We start from the raw sequence: 21,153 nt of genomic DNA on the forward strand, positions 1-21,153 counted from the left end.
CTACTTGCGGTCGCGCAGGGCGGCCAGCACGGCGAAGGGATTGTCGGGGTCGACCTTCTCCTTGCGCGGCGGGCGGGCCTCGAAACTGCGCGGCTTGTCACCGCCCTTGCCGCCGGGCTTGCCCTTGCCTTTGCCCTTGCCGCGGGGCCGCTCGCCCTCGCCCCGGCCCTCGGCCTTGCCCTGGCGTTCGCGCGGCTTGCCTTCGCCGCGCGGGCCGCCCTGGCCCCGGCGCTCGCCACGCGGACGGCCATGGCCGCGCGGCCGCGGCGCCCAGGTGAAGGTGTAGTAGATCTCGGTCTCGGTCGCCTCGCCCGGCTCGGCCGCGGTGGCCTCGGCCGTCATCTCGGCCGTCATCTCGGGCGGCATTTCGGGCGACATCTCGCCGGGCAGTTCCGACGGCATCTCTGCGGGCAGTTCCGCCGGCGCCTCGGCCGGGCTTTCCGCCGGCGCCTCCACCGGCGCCTCCGCCGGCGTCTCGACCGGGGCCTCCGGCACCGGTTCCGGCGCCTCGCCCGGCTCTTCGGCCGGGGTCTCCGCCGGGCTCTCGGCCGGCGCCTCGGGCGCCTCCACCGGCGGTTCCGCCGGAGTCTCGGCCGGCGCCTGCGGGGTTTCCTTCGGCGCTTCGGGCGTTTCCTTCGGCGCTTCCGGGGTCTCCTCGGGCGTCGCCGCCTTGACCTTGGCCCGCTCGCCGCGCTCGGCCTTGTAGCCCAGCCCGCCCATCAGGTCGGCGAACTGTTCCAGCGTCATGCCGGTGATCGACAGCATGTCGGCGGTGGCCTCGAAGCCCGCCCGGCTGTCCTTGGCGCGCAGCATGTCGGCCAGCCGTTCCAGCATGTCGATGCGGATCGCCCGCGTGCCGGCCGGGTGGTAGCCGGCAAGCGTGTAATGCAGCTTCGGCGTCTCGGGCTGGTTGGGGATCGTCACCAGGCCCGGCGGCGGGCTTTCGGGGAACTCGTCCAGCCCGTTGGCCAGCGACCACAGCACCAGCCGCAGCCGCGTCGGCGCCGGCTTGAGCAGCGCCGGCAGGAAGATGGTGTATTGGCCGAAGCGCACCCCGTGCTTGCGCAGCGCGCCGCGCGCCTCCTGGTCGAGCGCCTTGACCTCGCCGGCCACCTCGGCCCGCGGCAGCACGCCCAGCGCCTCGACCAGCCGGAAGGCGAAGCCACGGGCCAGCCCGGTCATCGCCTCGTCGCGGCTCATCGCCAGCAGCGGCTCGAACAGGGTCGCGACCTTGCGGTCGATAAAATGCTGCAGCCGGCGGCGCACCTTGTCGGCGACGTCCGGGCCGGCCTCCTCGTCGACGAAGGCTTCCACTTGCGGCTTGAGCGGCTCGGCGCCGGCGACCAGCTTGCCGACCGCCAGTTCGCCCCACATCAGCCCGCCCTGCTCGGTGAAATCGAGCTCGGTATCGGGCGCGTTGTAGAAACGGTCGGCGCGCAGGTGGAATTCGGGCTTCAGCGCCTGAACCGCGGCCTGGCGCAGGGTGCGGGCCTCGTCGCTTGTCGCCGTCTGGTCCTGGCGGAACCGGAACCCTTCCAGACGGCCGATGAATTCGCCTTCGACCGTCACTTCACCCTTGTCGTTCACCTCGGCCACGAGGGTCTCCTTCTGCTTCAACCGGCGCAACAGAACCGATGTGCGCCGGTCAACAAATCTCTGCGTCAAACGTTCGTGAAGCGCGTCCGACAGGCGGTCTTCTACCGCGCGAGTCTCGCCGCGCCAATGACTTTCGTCACGCACCCAGCCAGAGCGTTGCGCGACATAGGTCCATGTGCGGATGAATGCCAGTCTCTTGGACAGCGCGTCGATATCGCCCTCGGTCCGGTCGATGCGCTTGACGGCCTTGGCCAGCCAGTCGTCCGGCACCCGTCCGCCGTCATGGACGAAACCGTGGATCCGGGCCAGCAGCCCGGCATGCTCGCCGCCCGAGATGCCGCGGAAATCGGGGATGCGGCAGACGTCCCACAGCCGGCGGACATCCGGCCCGGTGGTGACGCGGTCGCGCACCTCCTCCATCGCCGCCAGCATCTTCAGCGCCCGCAGGTCGTCGGATTCGCGCACCCGTGTCAGCCAGTCGTCGCTGGTCGGTGCCTCGAGCGAGGCGATCAGCCGCTCGACGGTGCCGAAGTCGAGCCGGGAGTTGCGCCAGTGCAGCTTGCGCACCGGCAGGAACTCGTGGTTCTCGATCGCCTCGACCACGTCTTCGGGCAAGGGCCGCGCCTCGCCGGTGACGCCGAAGGTGCCGCTGTCCAGGTGCCGCCCGGCGCGGCCGGCGATCTGGCCCAGCTCATGCGGGAACAGCGCCCGCATCCGGTGACCGTCGAACTTGCCCAGCGCCGAGAAGGCGACGTGGCGGATGTCGAGGTTGAGCCCCATGCCGATGGCGTCGGTCGCCACCAGGTAATCGACGTCGCCGTTCTGGTAGAGCTCGACCTGCGCGTTCCGGGTTCGCGGGCTCAGGGCCCCCATCACCACCGCGCAGCCGCCCTTCTGGCGCCGGATCAGCTCGGCAATCGCATATACATTTTCAACCGAAAACCCGACGATGGCCGAGCGTGTCGGCATCCGGCTTATCTTTTTCGAACCTGAATAGGTCAATTCCGAGAACCGCTCGCGGGCCATGAACTGGACCTTGGGCACCAGCGCCGCGATCGCCTTGCGCATCGTGTCCGAGCCCAGGAACAGGGTCTCGTGCAGGCCGCGCGCCTTCAGCAGCCGCTCGGTGAAGACATGGCCGCGATCGGGATCGGCGCAGAGCTGGATCTCGTCGACGGCGACGAAATCGGCGCCGATCTCCATCGGCATCGCCTCGACGGTGCAGACCCAGTATTGCGTCCGCTCGGGCACGATCCGTTCCTCGCCGGTGACCAGCGCCACCACCGAGGGGCCGCGAATGGCGACGATGCGGTCATAGACCTCGCGCGCCAGCAGCCGCAGCGGCAGGCCGATGACGCCGGTGCGGTGGGCCAGCATCCGCTCGATGGCATAATGGGTCTTGCCGGTATTGGTCGGTCCGAGGACCGCCGTGACCCGCCCCTGCTCGCGCATATCCGTGTTCCTAGAGTTCCTGCCCGGCCGCCTGTTGCTCCAGCCGGGTGATCGCCTTGTTCACCCCGGACTGGTGCGGGTTGATCGCCGCCGAGGCCTTGTAGGCCGCCAGCGCCCGCTTGTCGTCGCCGGTATCTTCGAGAATCGTCCCCAGCCCGGCCAGCGCACCGTACTGGTGGGGGTTGAGCCGCAGCGTCCGGGCGATGTCCTGCAGCGCCGGACCGAACAGGCCCTGCTGGAAATAGGCACGGGCGCGGGCGTTGTAGCCCTCGGCGAAATCCGGCGCATGGTCGATCAGCGCCGTCAGATGCTCGACCGCCAACTTCGGATCGCCGTCCTTCAGCGCCTTGTGGCCGCGTTCGAGCAGCAGATCCATCGCCGGAGAGCCCGATTTCGACCACAGCCGCAGCAGGTCCGATTCCGCCTTGCGCCAGGTGTCGGGATTGTCCGACTTCAACTCGGCCAGCAGCCGGGCCGGATCGGCATTGTCGGCCGCCCGGGCCGGGCCGGAAAGGGCCCCGGTCGCCATCACGAGGCCGAGCGCCAGCCCGGCTGCCGTAACGATACGATTGAGATATGCGGCGCGATTACCCATAACGGAACCGAATGTAGCGCAGCGACCGGGAAATACCATAGCCCGGACCGGACAGGAGACGGATGATGAGCGATGTGATCAACGCCGCGGTGGAGGCCCTGAGCAGCCGGTTTTCGGGCGGCTTCGACGGGGTGGCCAAGTTCGTGGTCGAGGGCGAGGGCGCGCTGGTGATCGACGGCGACGGCGTCCGCGCCTCCGAGACCGATGCCGAGGCCGACGTCACCCTGACCGCCAATACCGACACCTTCAAGGCGATCCTCGAGGGCGACATGAACCCGACCTCGGCCTTCATGAGCGGCAAGCTGGCGGTTGACGGCAACATGGGCCTGGCGATGCAGCTCGGCTCGGCCCTGGCCTGAGCCGATGGCCGGGCCGGTGCGCGCGGTGGCGCCGTTCTTCGCCGATGTCGCCGGAGGCCCGGCCCCGGCGCATTGCCTGTGGCTCCATGCCGGCGACGGCACCCGGCTGCGGGCCGGCTTCTGGACCGAGGGCGCGCAGGGCACGGTGCTGCTCTGCCCCGGCCGCACCGAATATGTCGAGAAATACGCCGCCGCTGCCGGCGATCTGGGCCAGCGCGGCTATGCCATGGTGGCGATCGACTGGCGCGGCCAGGGCCTGGCCGACCGGCCGCTGGCCGACCGCAATACCGGGCACGTGGCGAAATTCGTCGATTACCAGAAGGACTTGCAGGCCGTTCTTGAGGCTGCCCAGGGGCTGGGCCTGCCCGCGCCCTTCTACCTGATCGGCCATTCGATGGGCGGCGCCATCGGGCTGCGGGCGCTGTTCGAGGGCCTGCCGGTCAAGGCGGCGCTGTTCAGCGCGCCGATGTGGGGGATCAAGATCGCGCCGCTGACCCGGCCCTTCGCCCATGCCCTGTCGGCCTCGAGCAAGGTGCTCGGCTTCGGCCATCGCTACGCCCCCGGCACCGGCCCGGTCACCTATGTCGCCGAGGCGCCGTTCGAGGACAACACCCTGACCACCGACGCCGCGATGTGGGAGATGATGCGGACCCAGGTCACCACCCATCCCGAGCTGTCGCTGGGCGGGCCGAGCCTGAACTGGCTGCACGAGGCGCTGGCCGAGTGCCGCGCGCTGGTCGCGGCGCCGGCGCCGGCGACCCCGGTGATCACCTTCCTCGGCGGCAACGAGCGCATCGTCGACGTGCCCTCGGTCGAACGCCGGATGGCCAGCTGGCCGGCCGGCACGCTGGAGCGCGTCGCCGGCGCCGAGCACGAGATCATGATGGAAGGCCCGGACACCCGCGCCCGCTTCTTCGACGCGGCGGCGGCCCATTTTGCCGCACATCGCTGAGGCACCTTTCCCGGGCGGGCTTTCCTCTCAGCGAAAATATCCCGGGGGGAGTCCCGGGCCCCGGCCCGGGACGGGGGGCAGCGCCCCCCTCCCCGCTCTCACTCCGCGCCGACCTCCTGGCGCTGGGTGCCCAGCCCCTCGACCGTCAGCTCCATCACGTCGCCCTTGACGAGGAACCGCGGCGGCTCCATCCCCATGCCGACGCCCGGCGGGGTGCCGGTTGCGATCACGTCGCCCGGCTGAAGCGACATCATCTGGCTGAGATAGGAGATGATATGGGCGACCGGGAAGATCATCTTGTCGGTCCGTCCCTGCTGCATCACCTCGCCGTTCAGGCGCAGCGACAGGGCCAGGTCCTGCGGGTCGCCGACCTCGTCCGGCGTCACCAGCCAGGGCCCGACCGGGCCGAAGGTGTCGCAGCTCTTGCCCTTGGTCCATTGCCCGGCGCGCTCGGTCTGGAAGGCACGTTCCGAGACGTCGTTGACGACGCAGTAGCCGGCGACGCAGTCCAGCGCCTCTTCCTGGCTGACATATTTCGCCGTCTTGCCGATCACCACGCCCAGCTCGACCTCCCAGTCGGTCTTTTCCGAGCCGCGCGGGATCATGACCCTGTCGTTCGGCCCGACGATGGCCGAGGTCGCCTTCATGAAGACGATCGGTTCCGGCGGCGCGTCCATGCCGGCCTCGGCGGCGTGGTCGGAATAGTTCAGCCCGATGCAGACCAGCTTGCCGATATTGCCGACGCAAGGGCCGATGCGCGGGTTGCCCTCGACCACCGGCAGGCCCTCGGAGGACAGCGTGCCGAGCTCTCCCAGCACCTCGCCCGACAGGTCGTCGATCACGCCCGACAGGTCGCGCAGCCGGCCCTCGTCGTCCAGAATGCCCGGTTTCTCGGCCCCGGCTTCGCCATATCTGAGGAACTTCATGTCCTGCCTCCCGTTCGTTTGCGGCGGCATCAAAGGCCGGGCCGGCGGGAAGGTCAAGCCGATGTCGGCGCGGGCTCGGGGCGCGGGCTCGGGGCGCCGGTTCAGCCGGGCGGCGGCACCACCAGGCAGGTCGGGTCGGCGCGCCCGGCCAGCGCATCAAGCACGTTCCGCGCCGCCATCATCCCCATGTTGCGGAACGCCTCGCCGGTCATCGCCGCGCTATGCGGGGTGACGATGCCGTTCGGCGCCCGCAGCAGCGGATTGTCGGGCCGGATCGGTTCGCCCGCGACCACGTCGAGACCGAAACCGCCGAGGTGATCGGCCGCCAGCAGCGCCGCCTCGTCGATCAGCCCGCCGCGGCCGGTATTGATGACCAGCGCCCCGCGCGGCAGCAGCGCCAGCTCGGCGGCGCCGAGCATCCCGCGGGTCTCGGGCACCAGCGGCAGGTGCAGGCTGACCACGTCCGATTGCGGCAGGGCGGCGCGGAAATCGGGCGCCACCGTGTACCCTTCCGGCGTGGTCGCTCCTTTCAGGCTGCGCGACCAGACCGTGACCCGCATCCCCAGCGCGGCGGCCAGCGACGCCAGCCGCTTTCCGCTCTGGCCGTAGCCAGCGACCAGCAGGCGGCGCCCGGCCAGCTCGATCACCTGCGCCGCCGGGTCGGGCAGCCCGCCGGCCCGCGCCGCCCGCTGCATCGCCGGCAGCGCCTTGGCCAGAGCCAGCATCAGCATCAGCGCATGCTCCGCGACCGAGCCGGCATTGGCGCCGGGCGTGTTGGTCACCGCGATCCCGGCCGCCCGCGCCGCCTCGAGCGGGATGTTGTCGACCCCGACGCCGTGCTTGGAAATCACCTTGAGCCGCCCCGGCGCCAGCGCGCCGGCCGGGATCGGATCGGTGCGGACGATGACGGCATCGACCTCGTCCAGCGGGGCGTCGGAGGTGATCTCGCAGCCGGCCTCCCTCAGCAGGGCGACGGCATCGTCATGGATCGGTTCGGTCACTAGGATACGGGGCATGGGACAAGCTCTTCAACAAGACCGAAACGCGGGCATCTGCCCTACCGGAAGACGGGCGGCGCCCGCCCCTGGGAGGGCGTGCCGTGACGCCGGTCTCGGGACCGGAAAGCGCAAGACACCCGACGCCAAGGCAGCATGAAACCGCGCAAAGCGCCCTCCCGGGGGGAGGGGCGGGCGCCGCCCGGCGGGGCGCCGGGCGCAAGACAGGCCTCGCGGCATCCTAGATCGAGATCCGGCTGAAGCCGTCGCGCAGGGCCTGGCTCCAGGCCTCGCTCATCTCGCGGAACTGCTCGTCGCCGGCCTCGATCCGGCGCTGCATCGTCACCTTCAACGCGTCGCGCTCGATCACCGTCAGGTCGAGCGGCATGCCGACCGAGAGGTTCGAGCGCAGGGTGGAATCCATCGACAGCAGCACCGCCTTCTGGGCGTCCAGCAGCGGGGTCTCCGTCGTCACCACCCGGTCGAGGATCGGCTTGCCGTATTTGTGCTCGCCGATCTGCAGGAAGGGGGTGTCCTCGGTCGCCTCGATGAAGTTGCCCTCGGGATAGATCAGGAACATCCGCGGCCCGCCGCCCTTGCGCTGACCGGCGACGATCATCGAGGCCGAGGTCGAGACCTTGGCCGCGCTCATCTTGGCGTCGACGTCCTGGCGCACCGAGGCCAGCGTGTTGCCGACCACCTCGGCCACCGCCAGCATCGTCGGCGCGGTCATGATCGAGGGCGCCTCGTCGCCGTGCTCCGGATCGTCGATCTTGTCGCGCAGCCGGGCGATGGTGGTCTGGGTCACCGACAGGCTGCCGGCGGTGAGGATGGCGATGACCCGCTCGCCCGGCTCCTCGAACAGGAAGGTCTTGCGATAGGTCGCGATATTGTCGAGCCCCGCATTGGTGCGGGTATCGGACAGAAGGACCATGCCTTGATTGAGCAGCAGGCCGACGCAGTAGGTCATGGGAAGCCCCGGGGAAACGGACCGATGGACAGACCGGCGGACACTATTGCTGCACCGACTGGATGGCAACCGTGACATCGAGGCTCTCGCCGCCGGTGCCGCGGGCCGAACCGCGGATCGGGGCGGCGTCGCGGGCGTCGAGGCCCGAGCCGAGCCGGATATAGCGGTCGTCGGGGCAGCAGCGGTTGGCGGCGTCGAAGCCGACCCAGCATTTCAGCCCCTCGACCCAGATCTCGGCCCAGGCATGGGCGGCCTCGTGCCGGGTGCCGTCCTCGGCCGCCATCAGGTAGCCCGAGACGTAGCGCGCCGGCAGCCCGACCGCGCGGGCGGCGCCGATCAGGGCGTGGGCATGGTCCTGGCAGACGCCCTCGCCCAGCGCCAGCGCCTCGGCGGCGGTGGTATGGGCATGGGTGACGCCGGGCCGGTAGGCGATCGCCTCGCTCACTGCCGCCGACAGCCGGTGGGCGCAGTCGAGCCGGTCGTCGCAGCCCGCGACGGCCGCGGCCGCCAGCGCGGCCAGCGCGGCATCGGGCCGGGTCGGCGCCGTCTTGCGCAGGTAGACCTCGGGCGCGATGCCCTCGCGGTGGCCGCGCAGCATCCCCGTCGTGTCGCGGGTCTCGACCGTGCCCTCGACATGGACGGTGATTTCCGAAACCGGGCCGGGCACCGAATGGCTCTGCACCCAGTCGCCGGCGCCGTCGCGGAAGCCGCCGCCGACGATCCCGCCCGACACCGTGACCTGCCAGGCGCGCGGCTGCTGGCCGTCGAATCGCGACGGCGTCAGCCGGTGGCTCTGGACGACGCCGCGCACCGGCGCGTCGTAGCGGTAGAGCGTGGTATGGGTGACGGTCAGGATCATCGGACATCCCCGCTGAGATAGCCTTCATGCACCAGCCCGCCCAGCCGCGCGACCTGGTTGATGACGCGGCTGAGGAACTCGTGCAGCCCTTCCTCGAAGACGTCGTCGACCGACAGCTCGGCCAGTTCGCCCAGCATCGCCCGCGCCCGGCTGCGCGCCTCGCTGCTGCGGCCATAGGCCTTGGACAGCCGGTCGAGATGGTCCACCGCCCCCACCGCACAGGTCAGGAGCGAGCGCGGGCATTGCGGGTTGAGGATCAGGAAATCGGCGATCTTCTGCGCCGTGACCTCGCCGCCATAGGCCCAGTGGAAGGCGCGATGCACCGACAGGGCGCGCAGCAAGAGCACCCATTGGTAATTGTCGAAGCCCGAGCCGACGAAATCGGCCCGCGGCAGCAGGACGTAGTATTTCACGTCCATCAGCCGGGCGGTGTTGTCGGCCCGTTCGAGGTAGTAGCCGAGGTTGAGGAAATCCCAGCCGTCGTTGCGCAGAAGCGTGGTGTCGATGGCGCCGCGCAGCATCGCGGTCTGGCGCATGGTCCAATCGGTCAGCCGGCCGAGATCGAGTTCCGAGCGCGGCGTGCGTTCGAGCTGGCGCAGCTCCTGGAAGGCGGTGTTCAGCGCCTCCCAGACCTGCCCGGTCAGCGCGGTGCGGACGATGCGGGCATTCTCGCGCGCCGCCTCGATGCAGGAGGCGATCGACGAGGGATTGTCGTGGTCGAAGAAGAAATAGCTCTCGATGTTGCGCTGCACCGGGTCGCCGTATTTCCTGGCGAAGCCCTCGGCGGTGCCCGAGGCCTGCAGCAGGCTTTCCCATTCGTTGCTCATGCCGCCGCCCCCGGCCGAGGGCAGCAGCGCGATGCGGCCGCCGACATGCAGCAGCCGCGCCATGGTCTCGGCGCGCTCCATGTAGCGCGCGATCCAGTACAGGTTGTCGGCCGTCCGGCTCAGCATGCGATCACTCCGCCAGCACCCAGGTATCCTTGACGCCCCCGCCCTGGGACGAGTTCACGACCAGGCTGCCCTCGGTCAGCGCGACCCGGGTCAGCCCGCCCGGCACCAGCTCGATCTGCTCGCCCACCAGGCAATAGGGCCGCAGGTCGACATGGCGCGGCGCGATGCCCTCCTCGACGAAGGTCGGCACCGTCGACAGCGCCAGCGTCGGCTGGGCGATGTAGTTCTCGGGCACCTCGCGCAGCTTGTCGGCGAACCAGGCGATCTGCTCCTTGGTCGCCTTGGGCCCGACCAGCATGCCGTAACCGCCCGAGCCGTGCACCTCCTTGACCACCAGTTCGGGCAGATGGGCGAGGACGTATTTCAGGTCCTCCTCCCGGGAACATTGCCAGGTCGGCACGTTGTTCAGGATCGGTTCCTCGCCGAGGTAGAAGCGGATCATCTCGGGCACGAAGGTGTAGATCGCCTTGTCGTCGGCCACCCCGGCGCCCGGCGCCGAGGCGATGGTGACGCCGCCCGAGCGGTAGACATCCATCAGCCCGGCGATGCCCAGCGCAGAATCGGGCCGGAAGCAGAGCGGATCGAGGAAGGCGTCGTCGATCCGGCGATAGAGGACGTCGACCTTCTTCGGCCCCTCGGTCGTCCGCATCCAGACGAATTCGCCCTCGACGAACAGGTCCTGGCCCTCGACCAGCTCGACCCCCATCAGGTCGGCGAGGAAGCTGTGCTCGTAATAGGCGCTGTTGAAATGGCCCGGCGTCAGGATGGCGACGGTCGGATTGCGGTCGCATTTCTCGGGCGCCACCGAGGCCAGCGTCCGGCGCAGCAGCTCGGGGTAGCGTTCGACCGGCTGGATCCGGTTCTCGCGGAACAGCTCGGGGAACATCCGCATCATGATCTCGCGGTTCTCGAGCATGTAGGAGACGCCCGAGGGCGTGCGGCAATTGTCCTCGAGCACGAAGAACTCGTCCGGCCCGGTGCGCACCAGGTCGATGCCGACGATATGGCTGTAGACGCCGCGCGGCGGCACGATCCCGGCCACCGCCTTCTCGTAGGCCTCGTTGAGATAGACCAGCCGGGCCGGGATCCGCCCCGCCCGCACGATCTCGCCGCGGCCGTAGACATCGACGAGGAAGGCGTTGAGCGCCCGCGCCCGCTGCTTGATGCCGCGTTCCAGCTTCGCCCATTCGGCCCCGGTGAAGACCCGCGGGAACATGTCGAAGGGGATCAGCCGGTCCGGGTCGCCGCCCTCGCCATAGACCGCGAAGGTGATGCCGATGCGGCGGAACAGCGCCTCGGCCTCGGCCTGCTTGAGGCTGCGCAGCTCGGCCGGCATCGCGCGGGTCCAGTCTTCAAGGCGTTGATAGGGCGGGCGAACCTGCCCCGAATGATACATCTCGTTGAAATAGTCTGGCGCCATGCGTCCCGCCTGTCGTTACAACACCAGTTAAGCAGCGCCCGCCGGCCAAGGGAAGGGCTCGTCTCTCCGCACCCGAAAAGCGCGCCAAGCGGTGCCCGGAAATTGGGCAGACGGGGGCCGCGCCCGGGACAGCCCCCTAACGCACGACCATGCCGCTCCAATTTCCGCCCGTATTCTCGGCATGGAGCGCGGCAGGGGGCGCTGCCCCCGCCCGTTCCGGGCTCCCCCGGGCCAGTGTCGCTCACAAAAAGCCCGGAAACGTCCTGCCCCACTTTCTGCTCTCAAATATCCCGGGGGGTCCGGGGGGCTGGCCCCCCGGCGCTGACCGACGGCGCCGTCCTCGCCCCCCCACCCGCCCCGTCACATGCGCTTGCCTTGCACCCCGGGGCGCATCGCGCCTAGATGGGGCGACCATAAAGAGAGGATCATCATGACGCTGCCCCTGCCCTTTCCCGTCCTCGATGCCAATGCCTCCGCGCAAGGCGGGTTCGGCGCGCTGCCGGAATGGGATCTGACCGATCTCTACGCCGCCCCCGACGCGCCGGAACTGGCGCGCGACATGGCGTGGCTGGAACAGGCCTGCGCCGATTTCGCCGCCGATTACGAGGGCAAGCTGGCCGCGCTCGACGCCGCCGGGATGCTGGATTGCGTGCTGCGCTACGAGAAGATCGACGTCGTCGCCGGCCGGCTGATGTCCTATGCCGGCCTGCGCTACTACCAGAACACCATCGATGCCGAGCGCGCCAAGTTCCTCGGCGACTGCCAGGAGAAGATCACCGTCTTCACCACGCCGCTGGTCTTCTTCAGCCTCGAGTTCAACCGCCTCGACGACGCCCATCTCGACGCCCTGCTGGCCGCCAATGCCGATCTGGCGCGCTACAAGCCGGTCTTCGACCGGATGCGGGCGTTGCGGCCCTACCAGCTGTCGGACGAGCTCGAGAGGTTCCTGCACGACCAGTCGGCGGTCGGCTCTGCGGCCTGGAACAAGCTGTTCGACGAGACTCTGGCCGGGATGACCTTCGAGGTCGCCGGCGAGGACGAACCGCTGCCGCTGGAAGCGACGCTGAACCTGCTGACCGACACCGACCGGGTCAAGCGCGAAGCCGGCGCGCGGGCGCTGGCCGAGGCCTTCGGCAAGAACCTCAAGCTGTTCTCGCGCGTCCACAACACGCTGGCCAAGGAGAAGGAGATCGAGGACCGCTGGCGCAAGATGCCGAGCCCGCAGATGGCCCGGCACCTCGCCAACCATGTCGAGCCCGAGGTCGTCGAGGCGCTGCGCAACGCCGTGGTCGCGGCCTATCCCAAGCTTTCGCACCGCTACTACCGGCTCAAGGCCAAGTGGATGGGGCTGGAGAAGCTGGAAATCTGGGACCGCAACGCGCCGCTGCCGACCGAGACGCCGAAGACGGTGGATTGGGACGAGGCCCGGGCGACGGTGCTGGACGCCTATGCCGCCTTCGACCCGCGCATGGCCGAGATCGCCCGGCCGTTCTTCGACAAGGGCTGGATCGATGCCGGGGTCAAGCCGGGCAAGGCGCCGGGCGCCTTCGCCCACCCGACCGTGGTCGACGTCCATCCCTACGTGCTGCTCAACTACCTCGGCAAGCCGCGCGACGTGATGACCCTGGCGCATGAGCTTGGCCACGGCGTCCACCAGGTGCTGGCCGCCGACCAGGGCGAGCTGCTGTCCTCGACGCCGCTGACGCTGGCGGAAACGGCCAGCGTCTTCGGCGAGATGCTGACGTTCAGAAAGCTGCTCGACGGCGCCAGGACCAAGGCCGAGCGCAAGACGCTTCTGGCCGGCAAGGTCGAGGACATGATCAACACCGTGGTGCGCCAGATCGCGTTCTACGACTTCGAGTGCAAGCTGCACGCGGCCCGGACCGAGGGCGAGCTGACCCCGGACGACATCAACGCGCTGTGGATGTCGGTACAGGCGCAGAGCCTGGGCGACGCCTTCGAGTTCATGGACGGCTACGAGACCTTCTGGGCCTATGTGCCGCATTTCGTCCACTCGCCCTTCTACGTCTATGCCTATGCCTTCGGCGACGGGCTGGTGAACGCGCTCTACGCCGTCTATGCCGAGGGCGAGCCGGGCTTCCAGGAGAAGTATTTCGAGATGCTGAAGGCCGGCGGCTCGAAGCATCACAAGGAGCTTCTGGCGCCCTTCGGCCTCGATGCCTCGGACCCGACCTTCTGGGACAAGGGGCTGAGCATGATCGCCGGTTTCATCGACGAGCTCGAGGCGATGGAAGACTGACGGCAAGGCCGGGGGCGCTGCCCCGTCGCCATTGTCTCTCGGAGCAATGGCGCGACAATGGCGACCCCCGGGATGTCTATGAGCAGAAAGTGGGCAGGGACGCGGGATGGTTCTGGAGATTGTGCTTGGTGTCCTTGCCGTTGCCCTGGTCGGGCTGGCGGGGTTCCTGACCTTCGGGCCGGGGATCGCCGAGAAGGGGATGAACAGCGTCATCCCGCATGACCCCTACGAGGTGCCCGAGGCGGCGCGGGCGCTGCACGAGCGGCTGGTGATCGGCGACTGGCATTGCGACTCGCTGTTGTGGAAGCGCGACCTGCTCCGGCGCGGGCGGCGCGGCCATGTCGACCTGCCGCGGCTGCGCGAGGGCAATGTCGCGCTGCAGGTCTTCACCACCGTCACCTGCGTGCCGGTCGGGCGCAACGTGATCCAGAACGAGCCCGGCGGCGACCGCATCACCCTGCTGGCGATGGCGCAGCTCTGGCCGATGCGGACCTGGTGGTCGCTGTGCGAGCGCGGGCTCTACCAGGCGCAGAAGCTGCACCGTTTTGCCGCCCGGGCGCCGGGCGAGCTGCGGGTGCTGCGGACGCGGGGCGACCTACAGGCGCTGCTGGCGGCACGGGCCGGCGGCCAGCCGGTCGTCGGCGCGGTGCTGGGGGCCGAGGGCGCCCATGTGCTGGACGCAAGGATCGAGAATCTCGACCGGCTGTGGGACGCCGGTTTCCGGCTGATCGGGCTGCACCATTTCCTCGATACCGAAATGGGCGGCTCGCTGCATGGCGCCTCGGGCGCGGGGTTGACCGACTATGGCCGGCGGGTGGTGGCGAAGCTGGTCGAGAAGGGCTTCATCATCGACCTGACCCATTCCAGCGTCCAGACGGCGCGCGACGTGCTGGCGATGACCGAGGTGCCGCTGGTCGTCAGCCACACCGGCATCTGCTCGCATTGCCAGTCGCCGCGCAACTTCCCCGACGACCTGATGCAGGACATTGTCGCCCGTGGCGGTGTCGCCGGCATCGGCTACTGGCAGGAAGTGATCGGCGACACCTCGCCCGCCGGCATCGCCGCGGCGATCCGGGCTGCGATCGAGGTGCTGGGCGAGGACCATGTCTCGCTCGGCTCGGATTTCGACGGCACCGTGCCCGAGCCCTTCGACGCCTCGGAACTGGCGGTGGTCACCGCCGCACTGCTGCAGGCCGGGCTGGACCAGGCCACGATCGCCAAGGTGATGGGCGGCAACATGGTGCGGGTGCTCGATCGGATGCTGCCCGACGCCTGATGCCGCCCTGCCCCTCGCGAGTGCCGGCTAGACCGCGAGCACATCCTTCAGATGGGCCTCGAGCTCGGTCAGCGGGATCTTGAGCAGGTCCTTGTCGAGCTCGGCGCTGATCTTGCTGCGCAACGCCTCCGAGAGGTCGGCACGCAGCTCTCCCAGCATCCGCGGCGCGGCGGCGATCACCAGTTGGTCGGCCCCTTCGCCGTCGAAAGCGGCGGCGATTTCCTCGACCAGCCGCGCAGCGAACCGGTCGCGGATCTGCTCGCGCTCGGTCTCGTGCGGCTGGAAGCCGTGGCGGGAGCCGCCGTCGGAGGCGGTGTTGCGCCCCGGACGGTCGGAGAATTCGGTCTCGACCTCGGGGAATTCCTCGCGCCCGCGATCCTCAATCTCGGTCAGCCCCTTGCCGACCCCTTCGTTCATCAGCAGCCGGAAACGTTTTTCGTTGGCCAGAACGATCATCGTGCGAACGGGTTTCATCCTTCCCTCCTGAAGCAGGTCTGTTGCAGGAAGTCTGGACCCGCCCGCGCGCGCCGTCATTGATTCCGCTCAAGTCCCGGCGGCATAGATCATGTCGATCATGCGCTGGTTCCCGCGCGAGAATTCCAGCGGGCAGCCGAACGCGTCGCCGTCCAGCACCGTCGCGTTGAAGGCATCGATCTGGGCCGTGTACTGGTCGACCGCGGCATGGCGCTCGATCCGGCGGGCACCGGTCCGGTCGGCGATCTCGATCACCTCGTCGGCATAGGCACCGGCATTGAAGGGGGCGTTGACGCGGATCCAGCCGGCGGTGCCGTGGAACAGCATCTGCTGCCACGGATGGCGCCGCATCGAGACGAAGAAATCCATGGTGAAGGAGGGAAACTCGGCCCAGACCCGGGCGCTGGCGTCGATGCCGTGCTCCCAGTCGATCCGCGCCGTGACGTTATCGGGCTCCTCGCCGGTGACGAAGCGGGCGGTGACCGAGGGGTAGACGCCGATGTCGCGCAGCGCGCCGCCGCCCTGGGCGGCATCGTTGCGAATGTTCTGCGGGTCGTCGTTGAAGAATGAGAACCCGCCCTGGACATGGGTGAGACGACCGATCGCGCCCTCGGCGATCAGGCTGCGGACGCGGTGCCATTGCGGGTGATGGGTGACCATGAAGGCCTCGGCGGCGAGCAGCCCGGTCTGGTCGCGAACCCGGATCAGGTGGTCGATCTGGTCGGCCTCGAGCGCGATCGGCTTTTCGCACAGCACGTGCTTGCCGGCCTTCAGCGCCCGCTCGGTCCAGGTGACATGGGCGGCGTTGGGCAGCGGGATGTAGACGGCGTCGATATTGGGATCCTCGAGCAGCGCGTCGTAGTCGGAATGGCACCAGACATCGCCATAGGGGGCGGCCAGCGCCTCGGCCTTGCCGGGGGTGCGGCTGGCAATGGCGGCGATGCGGCCGCGCTCGGAATTGTGGATCGCCGGCGCCACCCATTCGCGGGCGATCTTGGCGGCGCTCAGAATACCCCAGTTGACCATGTCCATCGTTCCCTCCGCTACGCCTGTTTCCGTTGCCCGCACGCTACTGCGGCCACGGGCGGAGGACAATGGCGCGGGAGAGACGAAGGGGGCATTGCGCATCCCGCGAGACGGAGGGCCGCGCTCACTCACGGGAAGGAGGGAATGGCCAGATCAAGACAGCGCGAAGGGCAGGCAGAGGGTTGGAGTCGGCCGCGCCCAAAGCAGGGCGAGCGCCTGCCCGTGGGATGGCGCTCGCAACACCCGAACGGCGCGCTTCATGTCAGCCCAGCCCTCCACAATACGAACGTCGCGCACGGGCGCCCAAAGCGCCAGCCCGCGTCGTGCCGAAGGCACGCCTCCGGCGTGACGACGGGCAGGCGCTCGCCCTGCGCGGTTCCCGCGCGCACCGGGCGGATTAGGTCGGGCTACAATGGCGGGTCCTCTGGCGCGGCGCGGTCCCGCGCCTCTTACGCCGGCTGCATCAGCCCCTTCTCGGCCGCCAGCTCGCGCATCCGCTTCTGCAGCTTCTCGAAGGCGCGGACCTCGATCTGGCGGATCCGTTCGCGGCTGACGTCATATTGGCCCGACAGTTCCTCCAGCGTCACCGGCTGCTCCTTGAGCCGGCGCTGCATCAGGATGTCCTTCTCGCGGTCGTTGAGCACGTCCATCGCCTGCACCAGCAGCTCGCGCCGGGCCTCGAGCTCGTCCTTCTCGGCATAGGCGCTGGCCTGGTCGGCATCCTCGTCCTCGAGCCAGTCCTGCCACTGCGCCGAACCGTCCTCGGTGCCGACCGTGGCGTTGAGCGAGGCGTCGCCGCCCGACAGCCGCCGGTTCATCGAGATGACCTCGTCCTCGGTGACGTTCAGGTCATGGGCGATCTTCTGGACGTTCTCGGGCCGCAGGTCGCCCTCTTCCAGCGCACCGATCCGGGCCTTGGCCTTGCGCAGGTTGAAGAACAGCTTCTTCTGGGCGCTGGTCGTGCCCAGCTTCACCAGCGACCACGAGCGCAGGATGTATTCCTGGATCGAGGCCCGGATCCACCACATCGCATAGGTCGCCAGCCGGAAGCCCTTTTCCGGGTCGAAGCGCTTGACCGCCTGCATCAGGCCGACATTGGCCTCCGAGATCACCTCGGCCTGCGGCAAGCCGTAGCCGCGATAGCCCATGGCGATCTTGGCGGCGAGGCGCAGGTGGCTGGTGACCATCTTGTGCGCCGCCTCGGCGTCCTGGTGGTCGACCCAGCGCTTGGCCAGCATGTATTCCTCTTCGGGTTCCAGCATCGGGAACTTGCGGATCTCCTGCAGATACCGGTTCAACCCCTGTTCGGGCGACGGTGCGGGAAGATTCGTGTAGCTGCTCATGCAATTCTCCCTATTTCCCACCTCTCCCTGGGCGGGGAACATTCGGACCTAGGCACTCGCACAACGTGGTTCAAGACCCGATTGACGTTGAAACTACTGGGGCAATACGCCCCGGCCCATGATTTCGCTCAAATAGTTATACGCAGGATAACTGTTTTTCCGTCGCCGGCCGGGCAGGTTTTTGCGCGTTCACGCCGAATTGTGCCGCGGTGCGGCGCGGAGCAGCGCCAACAGCGCCGCCATGTCGGCCGGCAGCGGCGCCTCGAAGGCCAGTTCCTCCCCGGTTACCGGGTGGACGAATCCCAGCGTCGCGGCGTGCAGCGCCTGGCGCGGGAAATCGCGCGCCGCCTCGGCCGCCTGCTCGCCCACCGCCGCCGGGGACAGCTTCCGCCTGCCGCCATAGGTGGCGTCGCCGATCAGGCCGTGACCGGCATAGGCCATGTGGACCCGGATCTGGTGCGTCCGCCCGGTCTCGAGCCAGCAATCGACCAGCGCCGCCGCCGCCGGCTGGCCGAAGCGTTCGACCACCCGCGCCCGGGTCACCGCGTGGCGGCCGCCGCTTTCCAGCACCGCCTGGCGCTGGCGGTCGGTCCTGTGGCGGCCGATCTGGGTGGCGATCCTCAGCACGTTGGCCTGCTCGAACCGCACCCCGCGCAACCCGCGCAGCCGCGGGTCGGAGGCCTCGGGCACGCCGTGGACCAGCGCCAGGTAATGGCGCATCACCGTGTGGGCCTCGAACTGCGCCGCCAGCCCGTGATGGGCGCGGTCGGATTTCGCGACCACCAGCAAGCCGCTGGTATCCTTGTCGATACGGTGGACGATGCCCGGCCGCTTCTCGCCACCGATGCCGGACAGGCTGTCGCCGCAATGGTGCAGGAGCGCGTTGACCAGCGTGCCCGAGGACGATCCCGGCGCCGGGTGCACCACCATGCCGGCGGGCTTGTTGACGACGATCAGGTCGGCATCCTCCCACACCACCTGGAGCGGGATGTCCTCGGCCGTGGTCTCGACCTCGGCCGCCTGTTCGAGCCGGATCGCGTAGCACTCGCCCTCGGCCACCCTGGCCTTGGTGTCGGTGACCGGCGCACCGTCGCGGCTCACCGCCCCTTCCCCGATCAGCCGGGCGAGGCGCGAGCGCGACAGCGCCGCCGCCTCTGGCACATCGCGGGCCAGCGCCTTATCAAGGCGGTCGGGCGGATCGGCCTGGATGGTTACGGTGAGCACGGTGGACAACGGCGACATGAACGAGGCTCCCGGGGCGGAAGGGCTGCCCCCTTCGCTGCGGCTGTTGAAGTGGCTGGTGATCGTGCTGACCGTCACCATGATCGTCGGCCTGATAACCCTGATCGGCCTGCTTGTCATCCGGATGCCGGATCCGGCGAACGATCTTTCGATCCCGACCAGCCTGCAACTGCCCGACGGCACCAAGGCCGAGGCGGTGACCAAGGGCAAGGGCTGGATCGCCATCGTCACCGCGAAGAACGAGATTCTGGTCTTCGACGCCCTGACCGGCAAGCTGCGCCATCGCTATCCGCTGGGGCCGGCGGAGTAGGACCCGAACGCCAGCCCGGCCCTACTCCGCCGCCGCGCCGCCCTGCCGCAGCCGTTCCCGGCACCAGTCCAGCACGGCGTCGATATCGGCCGGCAGCGGCGTCGCCAGCCCGCCGGTGAAGCTTTCGAAGGCGTCGCGGATGCCCTCGCCCCCGCCGACGCCGATCAGCACCGGGATCTCGGCCATCGCCGCCTCGGCCAGCAGGGCGCGGAAGCCCCGGCCCTCGGCCTCGTGCTTGCCGAACTTGTTGAGGATCACCAGGTCCACCGGCCCGCCCATCGCCGCGCCGACTTTGCCCACGGCCTCTTCCAGCGCGCCGGGATCGAGCCGGCAGCCCGTGGCCTTGCGGCCCAGATCCTGCGAGATCCGCAGCCGGTCGCCCATCGGCAGCAGTTCCAGGTCCATCGCGTGCTTGCCGGCGCCGGGGGCGCGGCTGTTGCGCTGCACCGCCCCGGCGAGGCGCACGTTCTCGGCCGCCAGCCGCGCGGCAATCTCGGCCAGCACCCGGTCGGTGCGTCCACGTTCATTCGATGTGATATAGGCTATGGTCATGCCGGTCCCGAACGGCCCGCCCGGGCCAGGCTCCGGTGATGCCATATCCGCGCGGTTCGGGAAAGGGGCCAGCGCCGCCCAAGCGCCCGCGTGGTCGCCGCCTCTGCCCTCGTTTCAGCCCTCGTTGACGATCAGCGCCATCTCGCCCAGCAGGTCGTCGACCAGGTCGAGCGCGTCGCCATATTGCTCTTCGTCGACCTCGTCCGCGGCCATCAGCGCCTCGAGCGCGTTTTCGGCTTCGCGGGCACAGTCGCCCAGATCGGCGGCGCCGAACATGCCCGCCACCCCGGCCAGCTTGTGCGCGCCATGGGTCAGGGCGGCGATCGCGTCGCCGTCCTCGGGTTCCTCGTCGAGCCGGTCGCGCAGCGCCTCCAGCGTGCCCAGCCGCTCGGTCACTGCCGCCACGAAGCGCGGCCGCATCGCCTGCAGCTTGGCCTGCAGCACCGCCTGGGCGTCGTCCGCCATCATCGTCATCCGTCAGCCCCCTCCCGGCTTCAGCCCACCAGCAGCCGGCGCCACGGCGCCCGCGCCACCGGCTTGCGCAGCTCCTTGGAGCGGAACTCGTCCTCGATCCGCTCGATAGCGACATAGAGCGCCTCGACCGCGGCCGAGCCCGAGCGCAGCATGCCGACCCGGATCGGATCGCCGAAATGCAGCGCCACATCGAGCGGGTTGCCGCGGCTGTCGGTCAGCTCCATTTCGAACAGCGCCGCGTTGGCGGCCTCTTCGAAGACGTCCTTGGTCTCGATCTCGCGGCCCTGCAGGGCGCAGACGAACACGCCGCCGCCGGCATAGGCGATGAAGAATTCCTTGGTCTGCAGCGCCGTGGTGATCGCCTCGGCCGCGTCGGTCAGCAGGTAGCGGAAATCCGACGGCGTGCTGCGGGCATAGAGCTTCTCGGCATTCTCGAGCTTGATGGCGAAGATGTTGGTGGCGAACAGCCCGCCGCGCGACATCTGCAGCAGGTAGTTCTCGAGGTTCAGCAACCCGATCGCGCCGTCGACGCCCTCGATGGTCATCGGCTCCGAGAACACCACGCGGCGCTGCTCTTCCAGCTCCTGGCGCAGGGTGCGGGCGGCGAAGCTGCTCTCGTTGGCGCGGCTCTGCTCCTGCACCAGGCGCTCGGCCATGTTGACCCGGGCGCCCAGTTCGAGCGCGTCGAACGGCTTGGTGACGTAGTCCGAGGCCCCGGCCGCGAAGGCCGCGTTGATGTATTGTCGTTCCGACATCGCCGTCACCATGATGATCGGCGTGCTGCTGTATCCGGGCATCTTCCGGATCGCCCGGCACAGGTCGATGCCGGTGATCTCGGGCATCTGGATATCGAGCAGGAAACAGTCGAAAGGCGATTCGGCGGCCGCGATGATGCGACAGGCCTCCTCGGCCGAGGTCGCGGTGGTGACATCGCTGTGCCCGCTCGCGGCCATCGCCTCGACCAGAATCTCCAGGATCAGTTCGTCGTCATCGACAGCAAGAATACGCATGTGCCACCCATCATTCCTTCGCCGAGCCCGCCACGGGCGGCTTCCACCGGTCCCGCGGGTTCATTCCAGGGGACCAACAACTCTAAGGAGTATTGGTGGAAATGGGCAT

The 21,153-nt window shown here is 69.1% G+C and carries 20 protein-coding genes; 5 read left to right on the forward strand and 15 right to left on the reverse strand.

Annotation, left to right across the window (positions count from 1 at the left end; genetic code table 11):
* Together ACFOES_RS08510 and ACFOES_RS08515 are read right to left on the reverse strand one after the other, a co-directional pair.
* On the reverse strand, positions 1-3,048 hold the full coding sequence (locus ACFOES_RS08510; protein WP_377832808.1) for a helicase-related protein: 3,048 nt from the start codon (positions 3,046-3,048) through the stop codon (positions 1-3).
* Positions 3,049-3,058: 10 nt separating this feature from the next.
* A complete protein-coding gene (locus ACFOES_RS08515; protein WP_377832809.1) occupies positions 3,059-3,577 on the reverse strand; it encodes a tetratricopeptide repeat protein in 519 nt (172 codons plus the stop codon).
* Positions 3,578-3,708: 131 nt separating this feature from the next.
* Here ACFOES_RS08515 and ACFOES_RS08520 point away from each other — a divergent pair, with 131 nt between their 5' ends.
* Both ACFOES_RS08520 and ACFOES_RS08525 read left to right on the forward strand, forming a co-directional pair.
* Entirely contained in the window at positions 3,709-4,002 is a 294-nt protein-coding gene (locus ACFOES_RS08520) for an SCP2 sterol-binding domain-containing protein (protein WP_377832810.1), read from the forward strand.
* Between the two features lie 4 nt (positions 4,003-4,006).
* Positions 4,007-4,954 (forward strand): alpha/beta fold hydrolase, encoded by a 948-nt coding sequence (locus tag ACFOES_RS08525; protein WP_377832811.1) that lies wholly within the window; start codon positions 4,007-4,009, stop codon positions 4,952-4,954.
* Positions 4,955-5,052: 98 nt separating this feature from the next.
* Here the strand turns inward: ACFOES_RS08525 and ACFOES_RS08530 are convergent, their stop codons facing one another.
* From ACFOES_RS08530 to ACFOES_RS08555, 6 genes are all read right to left on the reverse strand, one after another.
* The gene (locus ACFOES_RS08530) at positions 5,053-5,880 is read right to left on the reverse strand and encodes a fumarylacetoacetate hydrolase family protein (RefSeq protein WP_377832812.1); all 828 of its coding nucleotides are present in this window, start codon (positions 5,878-5,880) and stop codon (positions 5,053-5,055) included.
* A 101-nt stretch (positions 5,881-5,981) separates the two neighbouring features.
* Positions 5,982-6,896, reverse strand: a complete 915-nt coding sequence (locus tag ACFOES_RS08535; protein WP_377832813.1) for a hydroxyacid dehydrogenase — start codon at positions 6,894-6,896, stop codon at positions 5,982-5,984.
* A gap of 220 nt (positions 6,897-7,116) precedes the next feature.
* Complete coding sequence (locus ACFOES_RS08540; protein WP_377832814.1) at positions 7,117-7,845, reverse strand: peptidase; 729 nt, start codon at positions 7,843-7,845, stop codon at positions 7,117-7,119.
* Between the two features lie 43 nt (positions 7,846-7,888).
* The gene (locus tag ACFOES_RS08545; protein ID WP_377832815.1) at positions 7,889-8,704 is read right to left on the reverse strand and encodes a transglutaminase family protein; all 816 of its coding nucleotides are present in this window, start codon (positions 8,702-8,704) and stop codon (positions 7,889-7,891) included.
* On the reverse strand, positions 8,701-9,657 hold the full coding sequence (locus ACFOES_RS08550; protein ID WP_377832816.1) for an alpha-E domain-containing protein: 957 nt from the start codon (positions 9,655-9,657) through the stop codon (positions 8,701-8,703). Before ACFOES_RS08550 ends, ACFOES_RS08545 begins: the two co-directional genes overlap by 4 nt.
* A 4-nt stretch (positions 9,658-9,661) precedes the next feature.
* The gene (locus tag ACFOES_RS08555) at positions 9,662-11,077 is read right to left on the reverse strand and encodes a circularly permuted type 2 ATP-grasp protein (protein WP_377832817.1); all 1,416 of its coding nucleotides are present in this window, start codon (positions 11,075-11,077) and stop codon (positions 9,662-9,664) included.
* Between the two features lie 430 nt (positions 11,078-11,507).
* Between ACFOES_RS08555 and ACFOES_RS08560 the strand changes: the two genes are divergently transcribed.
* Together ACFOES_RS08560 and ACFOES_RS08565 are read left to right on the forward strand one after the other, a co-directional pair.
* Positions 11,508-13,337, forward strand: a complete 1,830-nt coding sequence (locus tag ACFOES_RS08560; protein ID WP_377832818.1) for a M3 family oligoendopeptidase — start codon at positions 11,508-11,510, stop codon at positions 13,335-13,337.
* A 106-nt stretch (positions 13,338-13,443) separates the two neighbouring features.
* The gene (locus ACFOES_RS08565; RefSeq protein ID WP_377832819.1) at positions 13,444-14,613 is read left to right on the forward strand and encodes a dipeptidase; all 1,170 of its coding nucleotides are present in this window, start codon (positions 13,444-13,446) and stop codon (positions 14,611-14,613) included.
* Between the two features lie 27 nt (positions 14,614-14,640).
* On the opposite strand, the gene ACFOES_RS08570 is transcribed toward ACFOES_RS08565, so the two are convergent.
* The 4 genes from ACFOES_RS08570 to ACFOES_RS08585 form a co-directional block, all read right to left on the reverse strand.
* Positions 14,641-15,147, reverse strand: coding sequence for a host attachment protein (locus ACFOES_RS08570; protein WP_377832820.1), 507 nt, complete (start codon positions 15,145-15,147; stop codon positions 14,641-14,643).
* Positions 15,148-15,156: 9 nt separating this feature from the next.
* Positions 15,157-16,119 carry a Gfo/Idh/MocA family protein gene (locus ACFOES_RS08575; RefSeq protein ID WP_377832821.1) on the reverse strand — a complete coding sequence of 321 codons (963 nt, stop codon included), beginning with the start codon at positions 16,117-16,119 and terminating at the stop codon, positions 15,157-15,159.
* 443 nt (positions 16,120-16,562) lie between these two features.
* A complete protein-coding gene (gene rpoH, locus ACFOES_RS08580) occupies positions 16,563-17,456 on the reverse strand; it encodes an RNA polymerase sigma factor RpoH (RefSeq protein WP_377832822.1) in 894 nt (297 codons plus the stop codon).
* A gap of 189 nt (positions 17,457-17,645) precedes the next feature.
* Entirely contained in the window at positions 17,646-18,698 is a 1,053-nt protein-coding gene (locus ACFOES_RS08585) for an RluA family pseudouridine synthase (RefSeq protein ID WP_377832823.1), read from the reverse strand.
* On the opposite strand from ACFOES_RS08585, the gene ACFOES_RS08590 reads away from it, so the two are divergent.
* Positions 18,697-19,008 (forward strand): DUF6476 family protein, encoded by a 312-nt coding sequence (locus ACFOES_RS08590; RefSeq protein ID WP_377832824.1) that lies wholly within the window; start codon positions 18,697-18,699, stop codon positions 19,006-19,008. The two genes, ACFOES_RS08585 and ACFOES_RS08590, sit on opposite strands and share 2 nt — an antisense overlap.
* A 21-nt stretch (positions 19,009-19,029) precedes the next feature.
* Here the strand turns inward: ACFOES_RS08590 and ACFOES_RS08595 are convergent, their stop codons facing one another.
* The 3 genes from ACFOES_RS08595 to ACFOES_RS08605 form a co-directional block, all read right to left on the reverse strand.
* Positions 19,030-19,560: a DUF2478 domain-containing protein gene (locus ACFOES_RS08595; RefSeq protein WP_377832825.1), complete on the reverse strand. Its 531-nt coding sequence runs from the start codon at positions 19,558-19,560 to the stop codon at positions 19,030-19,032.
* Positions 19,561-19,674: 114 nt separating this feature from the next.
* Entirely contained in the window at positions 19,675-20,034 is a 360-nt protein-coding gene (locus ACFOES_RS08600; protein ID WP_377832826.1) for an Hpt domain-containing protein, read from the reverse strand.
* Between the two features lie 20 nt (positions 20,035-20,054).
* On the reverse strand, positions 20,055-21,044 hold the full coding sequence (locus tag ACFOES_RS08605; RefSeq protein ID WP_377832827.1) for a response regulator: 990 nt from the start codon (positions 21,042-21,044) through the stop codon (positions 20,055-20,057).
* Between the last annotated feature and the right edge of the window lie 109 nt (positions 21,045-21,153).

It is taken from the genome of Acidimangrovimonas pyrenivorans (genome assembly GCF_042643245.1).
Taxonomy (GTDB): domain Bacteria; phylum Pseudomonadota; class Alphaproteobacteria; order Rhodobacterales; family Rhodobacteraceae; genus Acidimangrovimonas; species Acidimangrovimonas pyrenivorans.

What these genes read in the sequence shown, in the direction of transcription:
- ACFOES_RS08510 (WP_377832808.1), bottom strand. Translation starts at nt 3,048, where the DNA reads ATGCGCGAGCAGGGGCGGGTCACGGCGGTCCTCGGACCGACCAATACC.
- ACFOES_RS08515 (WP_377832809.1), bottom strand. Translation starts at nt 3,577, where the DNA reads ATGGCGACCGGGGCCCTTTCCGGCCCGGCCCGGGCGGCCGACAATGCC.
- ACFOES_RS08520 (WP_377832810.1), top strand. Translation starts at nt 3,709, where the DNA reads ATGAGCGATGTGATCAACGCCGCGGTGGAGGCCCTGAGCAGCCGGTTT.
- ACFOES_RS08525 (WP_377832811.1), top strand. Translation starts at nt 4,007, where the DNA reads ATGGCCGGGCCGGTGCGCGCGGTGGCGCCGTTCTTCGCCGATGTCGCC.
- ACFOES_RS08530 (WP_377832812.1), bottom strand. Translation starts at nt 5,880, where the DNA reads ATGAAGTTCCTCAGATATGGCGAAGCCGGGGCCGAGAAACCGGGCATT.
- ACFOES_RS08535 (WP_377832813.1), bottom strand. Translation starts at nt 6,896, where the DNA reads ATGCCCCGTATCCTAGTGACCGAACCGATCCATGACGATGCCGTCGCC.
- ACFOES_RS08540 (WP_377832814.1), bottom strand. Translation starts at nt 7,845, where the DNA reads ATGACCTACTGCGTCGGCCTGCTGCTCAATCAAGGCATGGTCCTTCTG.
- ACFOES_RS08545 (WP_377832815.1), bottom strand. Translation starts at nt 8,704, where the DNA reads ATGATCCTGACCGTCACCCATACCACGCTCTACCGCTACGACGCGCCG.
- ACFOES_RS08550 (WP_377832816.1), bottom strand. Translation starts at nt 9,657, where the DNA reads ATGCTGAGCCGGACGGCCGACAACCTGTACTGGATCGCGCGCTACATG.
- ACFOES_RS08555 (WP_377832817.1), bottom strand. Translation starts at nt 11,077, where the DNA reads ATGGCGCCAGACTATTTCAACGAGATGTATCATTCGGGGCAGGTTCGC.
- ACFOES_RS08560 (WP_377832818.1), top strand. Translation starts at nt 11,508, where the DNA reads ATGACGCTGCCCCTGCCCTTTCCCGTCCTCGATGCCAATGCCTCCGCG.
- ACFOES_RS08565 (WP_377832819.1), top strand. Translation starts at nt 13,444, where the DNA reads ATGGTTCTGGAGATTGTGCTTGGTGTCCTTGCCGTTGCCCTGGTCGGG.
- ACFOES_RS08570 (WP_377832820.1), bottom strand. Translation starts at nt 15,147, where the DNA reads ATGACGGCGCGCGCGGGCGGGTCCAGACTTCCTGCAACAGACCTGCTT.
- ACFOES_RS08575 (WP_377832821.1), bottom strand. Translation starts at nt 16,119, where the DNA reads ATGGACATGGTCAACTGGGGTATTCTGAGCGCCGCCAAGATCGCCCGC.
- rpoH (WP_377832822.1), bottom strand. Translation starts at nt 17,456, where the DNA reads ATGAGCAGCTACACGAATCTTCCCGCACCGTCGCCCGAACAGGGGTTG.
- ACFOES_RS08590 (WP_377832824.1), top strand. Translation starts at nt 18,697, where the DNA reads ATGAACGAGGCTCCCGGGGCGGAAGGGCTGCCCCCTTCGCTGCGGCTG.
- ACFOES_RS08585 (WP_377832823.1), bottom strand. Translation starts at nt 18,698, where the DNA reads ATGTCGCCGTTGTCCACCGTGCTCACCGTAACCATCCAGGCCGATCCG.
- ACFOES_RS08595 (WP_377832825.1), bottom strand. Translation starts at nt 19,560, where the DNA reads ATGACCATAGCCTATATCACATCGAATGAACGTGGACGCACCGACCGG.
- ACFOES_RS08600 (WP_377832826.1), bottom strand. Translation starts at nt 20,034, where the DNA reads ATGACGATGATGGCGGACGACGCCCAGGCGGTGCTGCAGGCCAAGCTG.
- ACFOES_RS08605 (WP_377832827.1), bottom strand. Translation starts at nt 21,044, where the DNA reads ATGCGTATTCTTGCTGTCGATGACGACGAACTGATCCTGGAGATTCTG.